The organism is Rhodococcus sp. ENV425 (assembly GCF_002887785.1).
Taxonomy (GTDB): Bacteria; Actinomycetota; Actinomycetes; order Mycobacteriales; family Mycobacteriaceae; genus Rhodococcus; species Rhodococcus aetherivorans.
Genome location: NZ_PCZU01000144.1, coordinates 27,571 through 43,062 on the forward strand (window position 1 = coordinate 27,571; position 15,492 = coordinate 43,062).

Here is a 15,492-nt window from a genome sequence, read left to right on the forward strand (position 1 = left end):
CATCGACGGAACGCCGCCTCCCGTTACGTGCCCGGTTCGCGCAGTGTGAAACGGGAGACTGGTGGGACTGGAGTTCGTAATTCGTTATGACTTCGAGCCAGCCTTCCCACGGTGGCGGCTATCCGCAACACGTAAGCATCACGGGGATTCGTGGGGTCGCGGCCGGTGACTTCTGTGATCCGCTTGAGCCGGTACCGGACGGTATTTGGATGAACAAACAGCTGTCGGGCACAGGTCTCGACAGCACCCCCACAGTCGAGGTATGCGTCGAGGGTGTCGGCCAGCGCGGGACCCGCCTCGGTGAGCGGAGCCACCACGTCGTCCTCGAGCGCGGCGATCGCCCCCGCGTCGCCGAGCAGCGCCCGCTCCGGCAGCAGTTCCGCCGCGTGCACCGGCCGCGGCGCTCCCCGCCACCCGGCCACCGCCTCCATGCCGGCCATCGCCTCGACCGCGGACGCGTGCGCCGACGCGAGGGTGGGCGTGGTGGGACCGATCACCACCGGGTCGTCGGAAAAGCTGCGCATCAGCTCGGAGCGGAACGTCATCGCCTCGATGCTGCCGTGCAGCTCCCCGCTGACCACCATCACGAGCCGCTCGCCCTGCACCACTGCCAGCGCGGCGCGGCCGTGCTGCTGCGCGATCGAGTGCACGGTCGTCACGACCGACACACCCTCGTTCGGCGGGGGAGTGCCGATGATCACGGTGGCCGGCGCCGTCGCATCCCAGTTCAGCGTCGCGGCGCGCGAGAGCATGTCCGAACCGGTGTCGCCGCGGACCACCGCGTCGACGACCAGCGCCTCGAGGCGGGTGTCCCAGGCGCCGCGGGACTCGGCCGCGCTGGCGTAGACCGAGGCTGCGGCGAAGCCCAGTTCCCGGCCGTAGCGCAGCGTCGCCTCGGTCAGTGCGACGAGCTGTTGCTCGTTGCGCGCCAGCGCGGGCAGCCACTGCTCGAAGAACTCCATGGCGGCGCGGACCATGTCCACGGTCTGGCGCAGCGTCAGCCGGCGTGCCAGATCCTGCGGGATCACCTGGAACGCGTCCAGGCTGAACCGCAGATCACTGTCGGGGTTGCGCACCCATTCGAGGAAGTCGACGACCGCCGTCTGGATGATCAGCTGCACGTTGGACCGCTGCGACGCGTCGAGATCCGCGAAGAACGGCAACTGCTCCTGCATGGCGTGGACGGCCTCGGTGGACAGCCGCCCGGAGAACTGCTTGACCCGGCGCAGGAGCGCGTCGGGCAGGGGATCACGCTCCGGCCGCGCCGGCGGCACCGGACGCCCGGTAGGGACGCCCGGTGCCCGCCTCGGACGCGGCTCTGCGGGTTCTGCGACCATGGGACGAAACTACGCCCGTCGCCCGCGGCGGAGCGGGTCGGATCAGGCCACGCCGGGATCCGAGGTCTGCTCCGGAGCCGCCGCCACGTCGTCGATGCGGTACCGCCGGGCCGCCTCGACCGCCTGCGAGCGATCGATCGCGCCGTCCCGGCCGAGGGCGGCGAGCACCGCGACCACCGTCGACTCCGCGTCGATGTTGAAGAACCGGCGCGCGGCCGGGCGGGTGTCGGAGAACCCGAACCCGTCGGCGCCGAGCGTCGTGTAGTCGCCCGGCACCCACTGCCGGATCTGGTCCGGTACCGCGCGCATCCAGTCCGAGACCGCCACGAACGGACCGGCGGCGTCGGCGAGGACCTTGGCCACGTACGGCGTCGGAGCGTCGGCACCCGGGTCGAGCAGCGCCTGCCGCTCGCACTCGACGCCGTCACGGCGCAGCTCGCCCCACGAGGTCACCGACCACACGTCCGCGGCCACGCCCCATTCGTCGGCGAGCATCTCCTGCGCCCGCAGCGCCTCGGGCATGAGCACACCGGAGGCGAGGATCTGCGCCTTCGGCCCGGAGCCCTCGCCGCGCCGGTACAGGTAGATGCCCTTGAGCAGGCCCTCGACGTCGAGGTTCTCCGGCTCGGCCGGCTGCACGTACGGCTCGTTGTAGAGGGTGATGTAGTAGAAGATGTTCTCGCCGCCGAACCCGTCGACACCCTCCGTGCCGCCGTACATGCGGCGCAGACCGTCCTTGACGATGTGCGCGAGCTCGTAGGAGAACGCAGGATCGTACGACACCACCGCCGGGTTGGTGGACGCCAGCAGCAACGAGTGCCCGTCGGCGTGCTGCAGGCCCTCACCGGTGAGGGTGGTGCGGCCGGCCGTCGCGCCGAGCACGAAACCGCGGGCCATCTGGTCGGCCGCCGCCCACAGCCCGTCGCCGGTGCGCTGGAAGCCGAACATCGAGTAGAAGATGTACAGCGGGATCATCGGCAACCCGTGCGTGGCGTACGAGGTGCCGACGGCGGTGAACGACGCGGTGGAACCGGCCTCGTTGATGCCCTCGTGCAGGATCTGCCCGACGACGCTCTCCTTGTAGGCGAGCATCAGTTCCGCGTCGACCGACGTGTACAGCTGGCCGTTGCGGTTGTAGATCTTCAGCGACGGGAACCACGAGTCCATACCGAAGGTGCGGGCCTCGTCCGGGATGATCGGCACGATGCGCGGACCGATCTCCTTGTCGCGCAGCAGCTCCTTCATGATGCGCACCAGCGCCATGGTGGTGGCCACCTGCTGCTTGCCGGAGCCCTTGCGGATCACCTCGTAGGCCTTGTCGTCGGGCAGCGTCAGCGGGGCCTTGGCGGTGCGGCGCTCGGGCAGGAACCCGCCGAGCGCGCGCCGCCGCTCGAGCATGTACTGGATCTCCGGGGAGTTGTTGCCCGGGTGGTAGTACGGCGGCATCTTCGGGTTCGCCTCGAGCTCGGCGTCCGAGATCGGGATGCGCTGCAGGTCGCGGAAGTACTTGAGGTCCTCGAGCGTGAGCTTCTTCATCTGGTGCGTGGCGTTGCGGCCCTCGAAGTGCTTGCCGAGGGTGTACCCCTTGATCGTGTGCGCGAGGATCACCGTCGGCTGGCCCTTGTGCGCCATCGCCGCCGCGTACGCCGCGTAGATCTTGCGGTAGTCGTGGCCGCCGCGCTTGAGGTTCCAGATCTCCTGGTCGCTGAGGTTCTTGACCAGTTCCTTGGTGCGCGGGTCGCGGCCGAAGAAGTGCTCGCGGACGAAGGCGCCGTCGTTGGCCTTGTAGGTCTGGTAGTCGCCGTCCGGCGTCGCGTTCATCAGGTTGACCAGCGCACCGTCCTTGTCGGCGTGCAGCAGGGCGTCCCACTCACGACCCCACACCACCTTGATGACGTTCCAGCCGGCGCCGCGGAAGAACGATTCCAGTTCCTGGATGATCTTGCCGTTGCCGCGGACCGGACCGTCGAGGCGCTGCAGGTTGCAGTTGACCACGAACGTGAGGTTGTCCAGACCCTCGGTCGCCGCGACGTGCGCGAGACCCCGCGACTCCGGCTCGTCCATCTCGCCGTCGCCGAGGAACGCCCACACGTGCTGGTCGGAGGTGTCCTTCAGGCCGCGGTCGTTCAGGTAGTGGTTGAACCGCGCCTGGTAGATCGCGTTCATCGGGCCGAGGCCCATCGACACCGTCGGGAACTCCCAGAAGTCGGGCAGCAACCGCGGATGCGGGTAGGACGGCAGGCCGCCGCCCTGGTCGGCGTGGCTGGCCTCCTGGCGGAACCCGTCGAGCTGCTCGGCCGGGATGCGGCCCTCGAGGTAGGCGCGGGCATAGACGCCGGGAGAGGCGTGACCCTGGATGAAGATCTGGTCGCCGCCGCCGGGGTGGTCCTTGCCGCGGAAGAAGTGGTTGAAGCCCACCTCGTACAGCGCCGCGGAGGAGGCGTAGGTGGAGATGTGGCCGCCGACGCCGATGCCGGGGCGCTGCGCGCGGTGCACCATGATCGCGGCGTTCCACCGGATGAAGGCACGGTAGCGACGCTCGACCTCCTCGTCGCCGGGGAACCACGGCTCGTTCTCGGTCGGGATGGTGTTCACGTAGTCGGTCGAGGTCAGTGCCGGGATCGAGACGTGGCGCTCGCCGGCACGCTCGAGCAGGCGCAGCATCAGGTACCGGGCACGCGCAGGACCGGCGGACTCGAGCAGCCCGTCGAAGGACTCGAGCCACTCCGTGGTCTCGGCCGGGTCTATGTCCGGCAGGTAGGAGGCCACGCCCTCGCGGATGACCCGCACGCGGCCGTCGGAGGCCCCGGTGGTGTTCGGCGAGGATCCCGCTTCCGAGGCGCCTTGTGTGGCGGCGCTCGTCGAGGAATCGGGCTCGTGGATCAGGTCTGTCAACGTCTGCTCCTCATCGTGGTGGGGCGCGCAGGTGTGGCGCCCGCTCCGTAGGCCGGCTCTTGTGGGAGCCGACTCATCGACATCTGAACGAGATGCACTGCTCATCTTCCCCCATCGCGCGGTGGGAGGCATCCCCCCGGGTGTGAAGCGGCCGCGAGGCGGGTATCCGGACCGTTCGACTCCGCGCGGCAGAATCGGCGGTGCGGAGCTCCTCGCGGTAACGTCCCCGGAAGAATGTTGTGACTTTCCTTGCGATTCGGCTTGCGTTGAGCCCCCCGAGGATGTTCGCTTTGAAAAATCGCTCGTGACATCCGGTACGCGGCAGGCCCGCGGCCCAACCGAAGGAGGACACCACCGTGGTCGCCGCGGCGGACGCCCAGAACTACGTTCAGAAGCTCGGTATCACCCACGACCAGGTGGTTCAGGAACTCGGTTGGGATGAGGACACGGACGACGACCTGCGGGCCGCCGTCGAGGACACCATCGGATCGGACCTGCTCGACGAGGACTCCGACGAGGTCGTCGACGTGGTGCTCCTCTGGTGGCGCGACAGCGACGGGGACCTCGTCGATGCGCTCATGGATGCGATCGGCCCGCTCGCAGACGAGGGCGTCGTCTGGGTGCTGACCCCGAAGACTGGCCGCGCGGATCACGTCGAGCCCAGCGAGATCGCCGAATCGGCCACGACCGCCGGCCTGACCCAGACCTCGACCGCCAACCTCGGCGACTGGGTGGGCAGCCGGCTGGTGCAGCCGAAGGCCGCCCGCACCAAGCGCTGAGCGCACCGCTCAGTTCACCTCCACCGAAGTAAGGACGACCGACGCGATGGCGATCGAGGTGGGTGCCGAGGCGCCCGATTTCACACTCAAGGATCAGAACAACCAGGAAGTGACCCTGTCGAGCTTCCGCGGGCACAAGAACGTGCTGCTCGTGTTCTACCCGCTGGCGTTCACCGGGGTCTGCCAGGGCGAGCTGTGCGCCGTGCGGGACGACCTGCCGACGTACGAGAACGACGACCCCGCGATCATCGCCGTCTCGGTGGGGGCCTCGCCCACGCACAAGATCTGGGCCGCCGAGCAGGGCTACACCTTCCCGCTGCTGTCCGATTTCTGGCCCCACGGCGCCGTCGCCCAGGCCTACGGCGTGTTCAACGACAAGTTCGGTTTCGCCAACCGCGGCACGTTCGTCGTGGACAAGGACGGCATCATCCGGTTCGCCGAGGAGAATCAGCCCGGCGAACCCCGTGACCAGGGCGCTTGGGTGCGAGCGCTGGCCGCGCTAAAGTCCTGAGGCACAGTCCGGCGGCGCGAGCCGTCGGATTTGCGGGCGTGTAGCTCAGTGGTAGAGCTCTGGTTTTACACACCAGCGGTCGGGGGTTCGAAACCCTCCGCGCCCACCAGGGGAGTGGCGGTGAAAGACCTGGTCAGCGGCCGGTCCTTCACCGCTCGAGGGGGATTCTGCCCACCCGACATCCACTGCAGGGCCTTCACGTTGACGCCCGCGGACACGGCCAGGCCGGGGCCGCGGTGTGCCGGGGATCGTGCGGCGTCACCCGGGGCCTTTGGGCTCTGTCGTGGCCGGGCCGGGTTTGCTGTGCTCGTGTTGTGAAGGTGCCGCTGCTCACGTCGTTCGAGGGCTATCGAGCCAACCAGATGGGACGTGACCTGCTGGCCGGCCTGACGGTGTGGGCGGTTCTGGTGCCCGAGGCCCTCGCGTACGCCACGATCGCCGGGGTGTCCCCGGTGATCGGCCTGTATGCCGCGCCCGCGGCGCTGCTCCTCTACGCGCTGTTCGGCAGCTCCCGGCACCTGGTGGTGGGGCCGATGGCGGCCACCGCGGCGCTTTCGGGTGCTGCTGTTGCCGGCATTTCCGGTGACGCCGATTCGGCAGCGCTGACGGCCGGTCTGGCGCTGCTGGTCGGTGCGCTCGGGATTCTCGCGGGGCTGTTGCGTCTGGGGTTTCTGGCTTCCTTCATCTCCGAGCCGGTGCTGAAGGGGTTCATCGTCGGCTTGGCGCTGACGATCATCGTCGGCCAGCTCCCGAAGCTCTTCGGAGTCCCGAGGGGAGAGGGGACTTCTTCGAAAAAGCCTGGCACCTGGTCACGTCGCTGGGTGGGACGAACGGCTGGACGTTGGCCGTCGGCGCCGGCTCCCTTGCGGTCGTACTGGTCCTGCACAGGGTGTCGCCCCGGCTGCCCGCACCGCTGGTCGCGGTCGTCCTGGGAATCGTCGCCGTCTCGGTCCTCGGCCTCGACGCCAAGGGAGTGGAGATCGTCGGGCGGATCGAAGGCGGGCTACCTCCACTCGGGCTCCCCGGCCTCCCTGGATCCGACTACGTCACGCTGCTCGCGTCGGCGGCAGGGATCCTGCTGGTGGCGTTCGCCGAGGGCGTCGGAGCAGCCAAGAACTACGCCGCCAAGGAACACTACGAGATCGATCCGAACCAGGAGCTGCTCGGGGTGGGCACAGCGAACATCGGCGCGGGACTGTCCTCCGGGATGATCGTCAACGGGTCCCTGTCGAAGACCGCGGTCAACGTCTCGGCCGGGGCGGTGTCGCAGATCTCTGGCATCGTCGTGGCGGCGCTGACGGTGATGACGCTGCTGTTCCTGACCGGTCTGTTCGCGAACCTGCCGGAGGCCACCCTCGCCGCCGTGGTGATCGCGGCCGTCACGAAGCTCGTCGACTTCCGGACGCTGCGCAAGTACGCGCGCCTGGCGACCCCGAGCCTGCGGCGGATCTACGGCGTCGCGGCGTACGCGGACTTCCTCGCCGCGGCGAGCGCCATGGTGGGTGTGCTGGTCTTCGACATCCTTCCGGGCTCTTCCTCGGTGTCGCGGTGTCGGTCCTGCTCCTGCTGTTCCGGGCCTCGCGGCCCCACGTCGCCGAGCTGGGCCGCACACCGGACAAGAGCCGCTGGGTCGACCTGCAGCGCCATCCCGACGCGCTCACTGAGCCCGGAATCGTGGTGCTGCGGCCCGAGTCCGGCTTGATCTACGCCAACGCCGACAACGTGGCAGCGGCCGTACGCGGCCATGTCCATGACGACACGCGGGCCGTCGTCCTCGACACCGCAGCTGTGCCGGGAATCGACATCACCGCCGTCGAGATGCTGGACCGGCTGTATGCCGACCTCGAGCACCACCACATTCGGCTGCTCTTCGCCGGCGAGATCGGCCAGGTGCGCGACCTGCTCAGCGCGACCGGCATCGCCAGTGTCGTTACAGACGCACACTCGACCGTCGACGCGGCCGTCACCGCGGCCCGTCGCAAGCTCGACCACCCGCCGGACACCGACCAGAAGTCGGCGTGACCTCCCTGACGGCCGGTGGAGAGGCACCGGCCGTCAGGGCGGACCATTCCCGGTCGCTACGCGAGCGGTTCGATGTCGGGCAGTCTCCATGTCTTGTCGAACCACGGTTCCAGCGGACCGTAGAGCCGGACTATCGCGAACCAGCTCTTGCCGGGCAGGGTCTGGATCCAGTTGCGGCTGCCCTCCGGCCGTTCGGGACCGAAGTGGACGTCGACGGAGCCGTCCGCGTTCGAGATCATGTCGCGGTCGCTGGCAACGGTGGGCCATTCCTGGTCGGTCTGCAGCATCGACCGGGTCTGGGTGTCGTAGACGACGATCGACCAGAAGGTGTTGACCGGCACGTTCGGCGGGACGTGCAGCCGGTAGGTCCTGCCGCCGTCGAAGTGCGCGTCGGTGGCGTCGACGAACGCCGTGACATACTGCGATCCGGCGCCGACCATCTCCGTCAGGTACGCCGGACTCGATCCGCTCCCTATGAAGCCGAGCGCGGCGGCGGTGTCGAGCATCGCGGCGCCATTGTCCTGGAACTGGTAACCGGCGAAGAGGAAGACCCGCCAGGCGCCGTCCGGGTAGTAGCGTGCCTCGGGCTGGCGGACCCGGTAGAGGAGCGCGCGGGCGGTCGCGTCGCCGACCGCGGCTGCCTCGGTCAGGATTGCCCGCATCCGCTCGTCGGGGTCGAACGGTTTGCCGTGCTGGATGCCGACGGCGGCGAACATCCCCAGCGTGACCGGGTCGGATGACTCCGGCAGCTCGGACTGCACCACCTCGTTGAGCAGCTCCCAGTACTGGTAGTCGGCGGCCGGGATGGTGACCCACGGCTCGAAGGAGACGTTCACGAATCGCATCGGCGGCGGGTCGTCGGCCTGAGCCAGCGGGTAAGCCCGGGTCTTCGCCTTGATCATGTCGGCGGCCGGATGCGGGTCGCCGTGCTCGTCGCGGAAACCGCGCGAGACGAGGCACATCCCGTAGCTACGGGACCGCACCACGAAGTAGCCGTCCGGGACCTCGCCGTCGTATGCAGGCGGCAGGAACAGGTACTTGCCACCCTGGCCCTTGTCGGGTCCGGTGGCGCCGATGTCGACGACCCAGCGCCCCCACGAGTCGTCGATCAGGCCGTACACGTCGGGCGGGGCGTCCAGGACGAGGGGTCCGTCGTGGAGGTCGATCCACATGTAGAAGTACACAACGGTCGTGTGCATCGCCGGTCCGACGGTGCACGGGTGGCACAGGTCCTCCCAGAGCGCCATCGTGGTGTTCGCCGGGCCCCAGCGCAGCAGCCCCCGGCGCCACGCCGCCCACGACACCGGATGCTGCGCCAGCAGGTACGCCTGCACCGCCCGCTGGAAGTCCAGGTTGTCGAACAGTGTCCGGGTCGTCTCGTCGTCCGGGACTCCGTCGAAGGACCGCAGCGTGCCCAACCGGGTGCGGACCTCGTCCGGCATCTCGATGCCGGGCGGAATCGGGGTGCTGTTCGCAGGTGAGGTCATCGCGTCCTCCTGTGTCGATAGCCCTTGCCGAGATTCTCCGCCGCCGACCCGACGGCTCGCGCCACCCACTCAGGATGCGCCGTCTCTGCCCTCACTGTGTGCCGGATCGACGAGGGAACACGGGACGGCGTGGTACACCCGTCACGGTCTCGAGGTCGCTGGTTGTGGCATTCATGAACCGCCGCCCTGGGTGGAAGGAGCGCACTCACCTGGGTGAGGCCGACCTGGGGGATGGTGACGGGTATCCCCGTAGCGCGTACGCACGACGCCGGGGATGTCATAGGTGCCGTCGAGCAGCTGCTGCAACCCACGCTGCCCAGCAGCCTGTTCAGGGTCCGGTACCTCACCGCCGGAAGGGCTTTGCCCACATTCGCCCGAGCTCGCGCCTCCGAGAGGGCGCTCGCGACCGCCTCGAGGTCGTCGTCGAACAGCCGACCGAGCTGTCAGTGCGTTCGTTGAGCCAGTCGAGCGCGCTTCGGTGATCTTCACCGACCGTGTCGATACCCAAACGATGGCCGCGGCGTCGAAGCCGGCTGCGTACATCAGGCTCTGCCCAGGTGCCCGTGATCGGTTCGCTCGAGTTGGTTCTCGATGACGACGGTGCGGCCGTTGTCGTCCTCCGCCTGGACGTCGAAGCAGAATTCGCCGACAGCGACCTGTGTGGACACGACCGTCAACGGCCTCTCGAGCTACTCAGCCGGGAGGTCGATGTTCTCGGCAAGCCAGGGCGTGAAATCACCTGCTTCTGACGTCCGGACACTGAGTGGGTCCGCGACTCGGCGCAGCCTTCCGAGGTCATTACCGTCCAGCTCCATGGTTGCGATTGTGCGGGCGGCACCAGCCACCGGCGGCCGATTCTCCCAATCGAGGACCCGCCGCTTTTGAAAGGCACAGAAACGGGTAGGCGGAGTTCGCGAGGTTACCCCGGACTGGGAAGGCCCAGCTTCGGTCTGTTGCGGTCACCGGGAGAGGTAGAGATGGGGTTCTGGCTCTACAAGTGCAACGCCGCGGAAGGCGGGCCGTCCGGGTATTACGGTGACTGGCTACGGGGCGTGTTCAGTCGAGGTGCACCTGTCGAGTGGGGCGGGGACTACTCGACGCTGTCGGGTGAGGTGTCCAAGCATCTCGCCGAAGAAGTGACGGCCGGGGACGTGGTGGCGGCCTATCAGACCGATTCGAAGTCCGTGGTCGGGTTCTGCACGGTCACCAAGCTGACTGGGGAGCCCGGCGTTCGCAGAATCTACTTGCAGCCCATCCACTGGCTGACGCCGGCGTTCCCGGTGCACGAGCGAAAAGCGGGGACGCCCCTGGAGAGCTCGAATGCAGTCAACGGCCCCGCGGCGTTCCGCGAACTGCCGGATGCCGAGATGCAGGCCCTCGTGACGCTCAGTGGCGCACCCGATCGTGTGCTCGAGGGCAAGCCCGCGAAGGACGGATGGCGTCCTGTTCCGATACGCGATCCCAGTGAATTGATTGTGTCCCTCGACGAGGTCTGGGCCGGCCACACCCGCGGCTACTACGGCCTGGAAGAGTCGTGGCGGCAGGACGGCGTGGTTCTCGCACCCAAGTCGGTGACGTTCTTCGCGAGCTTGGACGATCTGCGGGACTACTTGCGGTGGAGGGTCGGGCAGTGGGAGGCGGACGGGTACGTGAGGACCGTCGGCGTGGAATTTCGAGCCACGGCGGCCCAACTCGTCGACGGTGACGAAGGCACCGGCGCAATGGTGACGTTGGAACCTTTTACCTACCGCGACACCCCTCCCGAGTTCGGAGGGACCGGCGACTGACGCCCGGAGGTGCCGTTCCGTCGGTCTACCGCGTGGTCTTCCCCGCCCTCTCAGCCGCTCCGCAGTGAGGCCGGATGGACGGCACAGCGTACGGACTACACGGCCCGGCAGCCGTCCGGCGCTGCGCCGACCGCCCGACCCGATCCTCGAATCGTTCCGGCGGGTAACGAGTGCCGCTCGTTCGTCGCCCCCTCGGGTATGCGCCGGTCCCGCAGTGCCTGCTCCGGTGACCACCCCGACTCGAGCGTGCGCAACGTCGTCACCTACATTCGGGACCGGCTCGAGGAGTCCGAGACCCTGCAGCAGGCGCAGGCGGCACCATGCAGCCGTTCTCGGCGAGCCAGGACCTGCACAGTGAATTCCTCGCCGCGGTGATCGGGAGCTATGGGCTCATCGGCGGACCGGTCGGCGCAGATCCTCGACAACCAGAGGATGTCGCAGAAGCTGCTGGTGGCGTTGTTTCCGACCGTCTATGAGCGCCCGAAGGGTGCAGTCCAGCACTGTTCGCCTACTCGGAGAAAGTCAGTCGATGGTGTAGTAGCGGTGGTAGGTCCCGTAGCCGGTTGGTTTGCGTCCGATGACTCCGCGCGCGACCAGTCTTTGCAGCCGGTCCTCGGCCTCGCGGCGGGTGATGAAGGGCGAACCGGCGACCGTGCCCTCCGACTGGAAGGCGTCGTTCTCGACGAACAACTCGAAGGTTTGCCGGTCGCGGTCGTCGTCGAGCCGAGCCTGTATCGCCCGACGATGGGACGGCTCGAGCAGCGCAGCGGCACGTGCACTCGACAAACGCTTGCGTCGGGAGACGAACAGGTCGTAGGTCTCGCGGTCACGTCGGGTCGGTAGCAGGGCTTGCACCTCACGCCTGAAAGTCATGATCGTATCGAAGGGGTCGGGTTCCGCGGAGGGCACCGTCTCGGACTCCTCGGCCGGGGTGCCGGCATTCATCGCCGCGGTGTCCCGAGGCTCGCTCTCGTCGACGTCGTTGACGTTGTCGATCGGGCGGTAGATGCCGTCGGACAGTTGCTCGACCCGGCCCATCACGACAAGCATCGCGAGTCGTTCCAGGGCGTCCTCCGGGGTGATGCCCGATCTCCTGGCGAGGTACGTGGCGGTCACCGGCTTCGGTCGAGCACGCACGATGTGCAGGGCTTCGAGTGCCGCGTCCTCCGAGCAACCGGCGGATTCTTCGTCCGGGACGTCATTCGGGGCGGGGCCGGCATCGTCAACGACGGGTGCGAGGCCCGCGAGGGCAGCGGCCGCGGCAGCGGATGGGTCGTCGTCCTCGATGACGATGCCGTTGGGCAGAGTGATTCTCACGATTCCCTCTTCGTGACCCGGAGTGGCGCTGTCGTCGCCTGCTATGTCCAGCCGGGTCCACGCGAGTCGGGGGGCGAGACGAACTCGACGGGTACGTCGTTGACCACGTTTTCGGTGAACGAGAAGCTGCCGTCCTCGAAGTGCGTCGGTCTCGCCAGGCGCAGCAGTCTGCCGTCGTCGTAGACGCCCATCACCCGCCAATATTCCTCGGCCCACCAGACTCCTTGGCCGAGCCGCACTTCGCCGGGTCTCACGGGGACCTCCCGGTCGGAATCGAGTTGCCGCCGTCGACAGGAGTATCGGCAATGTGCCCAGTTATGTTCCCGCGCTCATCGCGGCGACCAGGACCGGCAGGTCGTCCGCGACGACGAGGGACAGTGGGCTCTCGTGGGGCTTGCCGCTGTGCGTGATGATCAAGGCGGTCGGCGGGAGTCCGCCGTCGGCGGGTGGGGAGAGTTTCTTGAGGGCCTGCGGCACGGTCGTCTTGGGGGACAGATGGATGGCTCGATCGTGGGGCTCGACGAACTCCGGTGCCGCGCCCACGGTCTCGCCTTCGACGATCTCGTCGGTGGCCAGGCGGTGTGCGAGCCAGCGTGCGATGCAGTTGGTGGTCAGCAGACCGCGGTAGGTGCGGTCGTCGCAGATGGGAAACTGCGAGTAGTGGTGCCGGCGGATCTCCTCGAGGACCGAGCGGAGCGGATCGTCGAGTCCGAAAGACGCGAGTGGGCGTTGCGGGCGTTACGCAGATCGGCGAACGCGCGCAACGCCGGCAGATCGAGCCGGGTGTGGTGTCGCCGCGCGTAGTCCTCGGCCATCCGGACGAAGCCGGTCCGGCCGTCGTCGGTCTGGAGCTTCCATGTGAAATGGTTCTCGATCGCGGTGAACGCGGCCGGGAATCGGATCGCACCGCTTACCTCGTCCATCACGTTCCATCTGCCTGAGACAGGTCTGCGCTTTCGCAGACGGGAGTGGGCATCGATGAGATGTGACGCGTCTGTGGGACTTCTATCCTCCACCTTCGCGGATACGTACCGCCGATGGCCGCTCGGGGAGCCGGCAGCGCCGGCCGGGTGTCTCCGATCAGCACACCGCCTGACCGACCACTCCCGGCTCGACCCTTCGGACCTGTTGTGGCCCAGACTGAACGGAGTCGCGAGATCGTGGTCGAACGGCGGAACCAGGCACGTCGCCGATTCTCGCCGTCGGGCCGTCCGGAGGTCGTACCGTCGAACTCACGGGCCGGTCGTGATGCCACCGGCCACGGGCAGAATCGAGGCTCGTCGTGCGACTTCGTGGTACCGCAACGTCGTCCGCCGGGGTGGCACCCGCTTTTCCGGGCATCGCCCTTTCCGTTGTGTCCGCCGCGGCCGCGGCAGCAGTCGGTGTCCGCGCGGGCGCGGCGGCATCAGGGTCGTCGCCCATGCCGACGTGAACGGCGGCGGAAGGACCGGCACACCGGGACCGGGCGTCGCCGGAGCCCTGTTCCTCCCCCTTGCGGTCCAGAACTTCCTGATGGTCTACAACTCGACCGCCATGAACGTGGCCATGTCGGCCATAGTCGCGGATCTGCAGACCACTCTGACCGCCGTACAGTCGGCGATCTCGCTGTACTCCCTCGTCATCGCCGCGTTCCTGATCACGAGCAGCAAGCTCGGAGGCCGTCTCGGCTACCGACGAACCTTCGTCCTGGGCGCGCAGATCTTCGGGCTCGGCACGCTCATCACTGCCGTCGGCCCGAGTATCGTCTTCATGTTGGTCGGCTGGTCCCTGCTCCAGGGGATCGGCGTGGCACTCATGATCCCGGCCATGCTTGCCCTGCTCACCGACGCCCTGACCGGCGCCACGCGGACGAGGGCGTTGTCGACGATCGGGACGGTCGGCGGGGTCGCCGCGGCGGCAGGCCCCATCGTCGGTGGCGTGATCACCAGTTTCCTGAGCTGGCGGGTGTCGTTCCTCATGGGAACCGTGGTGACGGTTGTCGTGCTGCTCCTCATGCGCCGGGTCGCCGAACCGGGGCGACGCAGCGTTCCGGCGGAGGATCGCCGGTTCGACGTCCTGGGAGCGGTGCTGTCCGCGACCGGATTCGGGCTCCTCGTCGTCGGGACGCTGCTGGCCGGCAGGTACGGCCTGGTCCGGGCCCGGCAGGACTTCGAGGTGCTCGGGTACACGGTGCTCGAACGGGGCGGGGTGTCGCCCGTGCTCGTACTGGGCGGCGCCGGGCTGGTGGTCCTGGTCGCGTTCGCCGCGTGGGAGCGCCACCTCGTCACGAACGGTCGAGATCCGCTGGTGCGGATCGCGGTGCTGCGAAATCGGACGACGCGGGCCGGCTCGGAGACCCTGGCGATGCAGGCGCTGGTGACCGCGGGTGTCCTGTTCCTGGTGCCGGTCTTCCTGCAGACGACGCTGGGTTTCGACGCGCTGTGGAGCGGCCTTGCCATGCTGCCCGTGACGCTGGGGCTGATCGTCGCCGCCTCGGCGGCGGCCCGGCTCGTCGCCGGCCGCCGAATGACTCATCGGACCGCCCAGCTGTGGTCGTTCCTGTTCATGATCGCGGGCTGCGTCGCGGTCGCCGCCATGTTCGACCCGCGCGAGACGGGGCAGACCGCGACGGGCCTGGCGCTCGCGCCGGGGCTCTTCCTCCTCGGTGTCGGCCAGGGCATGACGATGACGCTGACCGACCTGATCCAGTCGACGCCGCCGGCGGAGGAGGTGAGCGACGTGACGGGCCTGTCGCGGAGCATCAACTACCTCGGGAGCTCACTCGGAGTGGCACTGGCCGGTGCGTTCCTGACGACGGCGCTGGTCTCCTCGTTCCAGTCGGGGGTGGACGACAGCGCCGTGCTGAACGCCGCGGAGAAGCAGCTCGTCCAGCAGACGGTAGACCAGCAGGTCCAGGTCACCGCGCTGAGCGACGACCAGGTCGGTGCCAACCTCGCGGCACGGGGCGTCGGGGGTCCCGCTGCCGACGAGCTCGTGCGGATCAACGCCGACGCCAGGAACCGGGCCCTGACCTTCGCCGTCGGCGCCATGGCGGTCATGTCGACCGTCGGCTACGTTGTCGCGCTACGACTCCCGCGGGTACCTGCCCGGCGTCGGTGACCGGGGGCGCCCTCGTTTGCGCAACCGCCCACGTCGGAGACCGGGACAGTCCTACACTCGGCGCATGGCTGCGCTGCGGGTGGCGGACGAACCGGTGGACTCTTCGAAGCTCGACAACCGGGCGCCGTCGGTGGCCCGGCTGTTCGTCGACCGGGTTGCGGCGACTCCCGAGGCCGAGGCCTTCCGGTATCCGAAGGGTGACGGCTGGGAGAGCGTGACCTGGAGGCAGGTGGGCGAGCGGGTCGACACGCTCGCCGC

Annotated in this window: 12 protein-coding genes, 1 tRNA gene and 2 pseudogenes; 7 read left to right on the forward strand and 8 right to left on the reverse strand. The window is 68.4% G+C overall.

What is annotated here, in order from left to right; all coding sequences use genetic code 11:
• Nucleotides 1-23 precede the first annotated feature (23 nt).
• A complete protein-coding gene (locus CQZ88_RS11235) occupies nt 24-1,337 on the reverse strand; it encodes a CdaR family transcriptional regulator (RefSeq protein WP_006947663.1) in 1,314 nt (437 codons plus the stop codon).
• 42 nt (nt 1,338-1,379) lie between these two features.
• Nucleotides 1,380-4,232, reverse strand: a complete 2,853-nt coding sequence (gene aceE / locus CQZ88_RS11240) for a pyruvate dehydrogenase (acetyl-transferring), homodimeric type (protein ID WP_006947668.1) — start codon at nt 4,230-4,232, stop codon at nt 1,380-1,382.
• A 356-nt stretch (nt 4,233-4,588) separates the two neighbouring features.
• On the opposite strand from aceE, the gene CQZ88_RS11245 reads away from it, so the two are divergent.
• The 4 genes and pseudogenes from CQZ88_RS11245 (at nt 4,589) to CQZ88_RS11260 (ending at nt 7,544) form a co-directional block, all read left to right on the forward strand.
• Nucleotides 4,589-5,011: a DUF3052 domain-containing protein gene (locus CQZ88_RS11245; RefSeq protein ID WP_006947669.1), complete on the forward strand. Its 423-nt coding sequence runs from the start codon at nt 4,589-4,591 to the stop codon at nt 5,009-5,011.
• 46 nt (nt 5,012-5,057) lie between these two features.
• Entirely contained in the window at nt 5,058-5,522 is a 465-nt protein-coding gene (locus CQZ88_RS11250; protein WP_102799757.1) for a peroxiredoxin, read from the forward strand.
• A 34-nt stretch (nt 5,523-5,556) separates the two neighbouring features.
• Nucleotides 5,557-5,631: transfer RNA gene (locus CQZ88_RS11255), tRNA-Val, on the forward strand.
• Nucleotides 5,632-5,884: 253 nt separating this feature from the next.
• A pseudogene (locus tag CQZ88_RS11260) lies at nt 5,885-7,544 on the forward strand (SulP family inorganic anion transporter).
• Nucleotides 7,545-7,600: 56 nt separating this feature from the next.
• Here the strand turns inward: CQZ88_RS11260 and CQZ88_RS11265 are convergent.
• Both CQZ88_RS11265 and CQZ88_RS30850 read right to left on the reverse strand, forming a co-directional pair.
• The gene (locus CQZ88_RS11265; RefSeq protein ID WP_006947674.1) at nt 7,601-9,031 is read right to left on the reverse strand and encodes a DUF1254 domain-containing protein; all 1,431 of its coding nucleotides are present in this window, start codon (nt 9,029-9,031) and stop codon (nt 7,601-7,603) included.
• Nucleotides 9,032-9,573: 542 nt separating this feature from the next.
• On the reverse strand, nt 9,574-9,699 hold the full coding sequence (locus CQZ88_RS30850; RefSeq protein WP_258008553.1) for a hypothetical protein: 126 nt from the start codon (nt 9,697-9,699) through the stop codon (nt 9,574-9,576).
• 309 nt (nt 9,700-10,008) lie between these two features.
• Here CQZ88_RS30850 and CQZ88_RS11270 point away from each other — a divergent pair, with 309 nt between their 5' ends.
• Nucleotides 10,009-10,818 (forward strand): hypothetical protein, encoded by an 810-nt coding sequence (locus tag CQZ88_RS11270; protein WP_006947676.1) that lies wholly within the window; start codon nt 10,009-10,011, stop codon nt 10,816-10,818.
• 522 nt (nt 10,819-11,340) lie between these two features.
• Here CQZ88_RS11270 and CQZ88_RS29870 read toward each other — a convergent pair.
• From CQZ88_RS29870 to CQZ88_RS30860, 4 genes are all read right to left on the reverse strand, one after another.
• A complete protein-coding gene (locus tag CQZ88_RS29870; RefSeq protein WP_006947685.1) occupies nt 11,341-12,135 on the reverse strand; it encodes a hypothetical protein in 795 nt (264 codons plus the stop codon).
• 41 nt (nt 12,136-12,176) lie between these two features.
• Complete coding sequence (locus CQZ88_RS11280; protein ID WP_029544285.1) at nt 12,177-12,389, reverse strand: hypothetical protein; 213 nt, start codon at nt 12,387-12,389, stop codon at nt 12,177-12,179.
• Nucleotides 12,390-12,450: 61 nt separating this feature from the next.
• Complete coding sequence (locus tag CQZ88_RS30855; RefSeq protein WP_232334195.1) at nt 12,451-12,810, reverse strand: hypothetical protein; 360 nt, start codon at nt 12,808-12,810, stop codon at nt 12,451-12,453.
• Entirely contained in the window at nt 12,747-13,058 is a 312-nt protein-coding gene (locus tag CQZ88_RS30860; RefSeq protein ID WP_006947688.1) for a hypothetical protein, read from the reverse strand. Before CQZ88_RS30860 ends, CQZ88_RS30855 begins: the two co-directional genes overlap by 64 nt.
• A gap of 505 nt (nt 13,059-13,563) precedes the next feature.
• Here CQZ88_RS30860 and CQZ88_RS11290 point away from each other — a divergent pair.
• Nucleotides 13,564-15,234: an MFS transporter gene (locus CQZ88_RS11290; protein ID WP_006947690.1), complete on the forward strand. Its 1,671-nt coding sequence runs from the start codon at nt 13,564-13,566 to the stop codon at nt 15,232-15,234.
• Nucleotides 15,235-15,298: 64 nt separating this feature from the next.
• Nucleotides 15,299-15,492: pseudogene (locus CQZ88_RS30865) on the forward strand (long-chain fatty acid--CoA ligase); the annotation flags it as partial.

What these genes read in the sequence shown, in the direction of transcription:
- CQZ88_RS11235 (WP_006947663.1), bottom strand. Translation starts at nt 1,337, where the DNA reads ATGGTCGCAGAACCCGCAGAGCCGCGTCCGAGGCGGGCACCGGGCGTC.
- CQZ88_RS11250 (WP_102799757.1), top strand. Translation starts at nt 5,058, where the DNA reads ATGGCGATCGAGGTGGGTGCCGAGGCGCCCGATTTCACACTCAAGGAT.
- CQZ88_RS11265 (WP_006947674.1), bottom strand. Translation starts at nt 9,031, where the DNA reads ATGACCTCACCTGCGAACAGCACCCCGATTCCGCCCGGCATCGAGATG.
- CQZ88_RS11270 (WP_006947676.1), top strand. Translation starts at nt 10,009, where the DNA reads ATGGGGTTCTGGCTCTACAAGTGCAACGCCGCGGAAGGCGGGCCGTCC.
- CQZ88_RS30860 (WP_006947688.1), bottom strand. Translation starts at nt 13,058, where the DNA reads ATGGACGAGGTAAGCGGTGCGATCCGATTCCCGGCCGCGTTCACCGCG.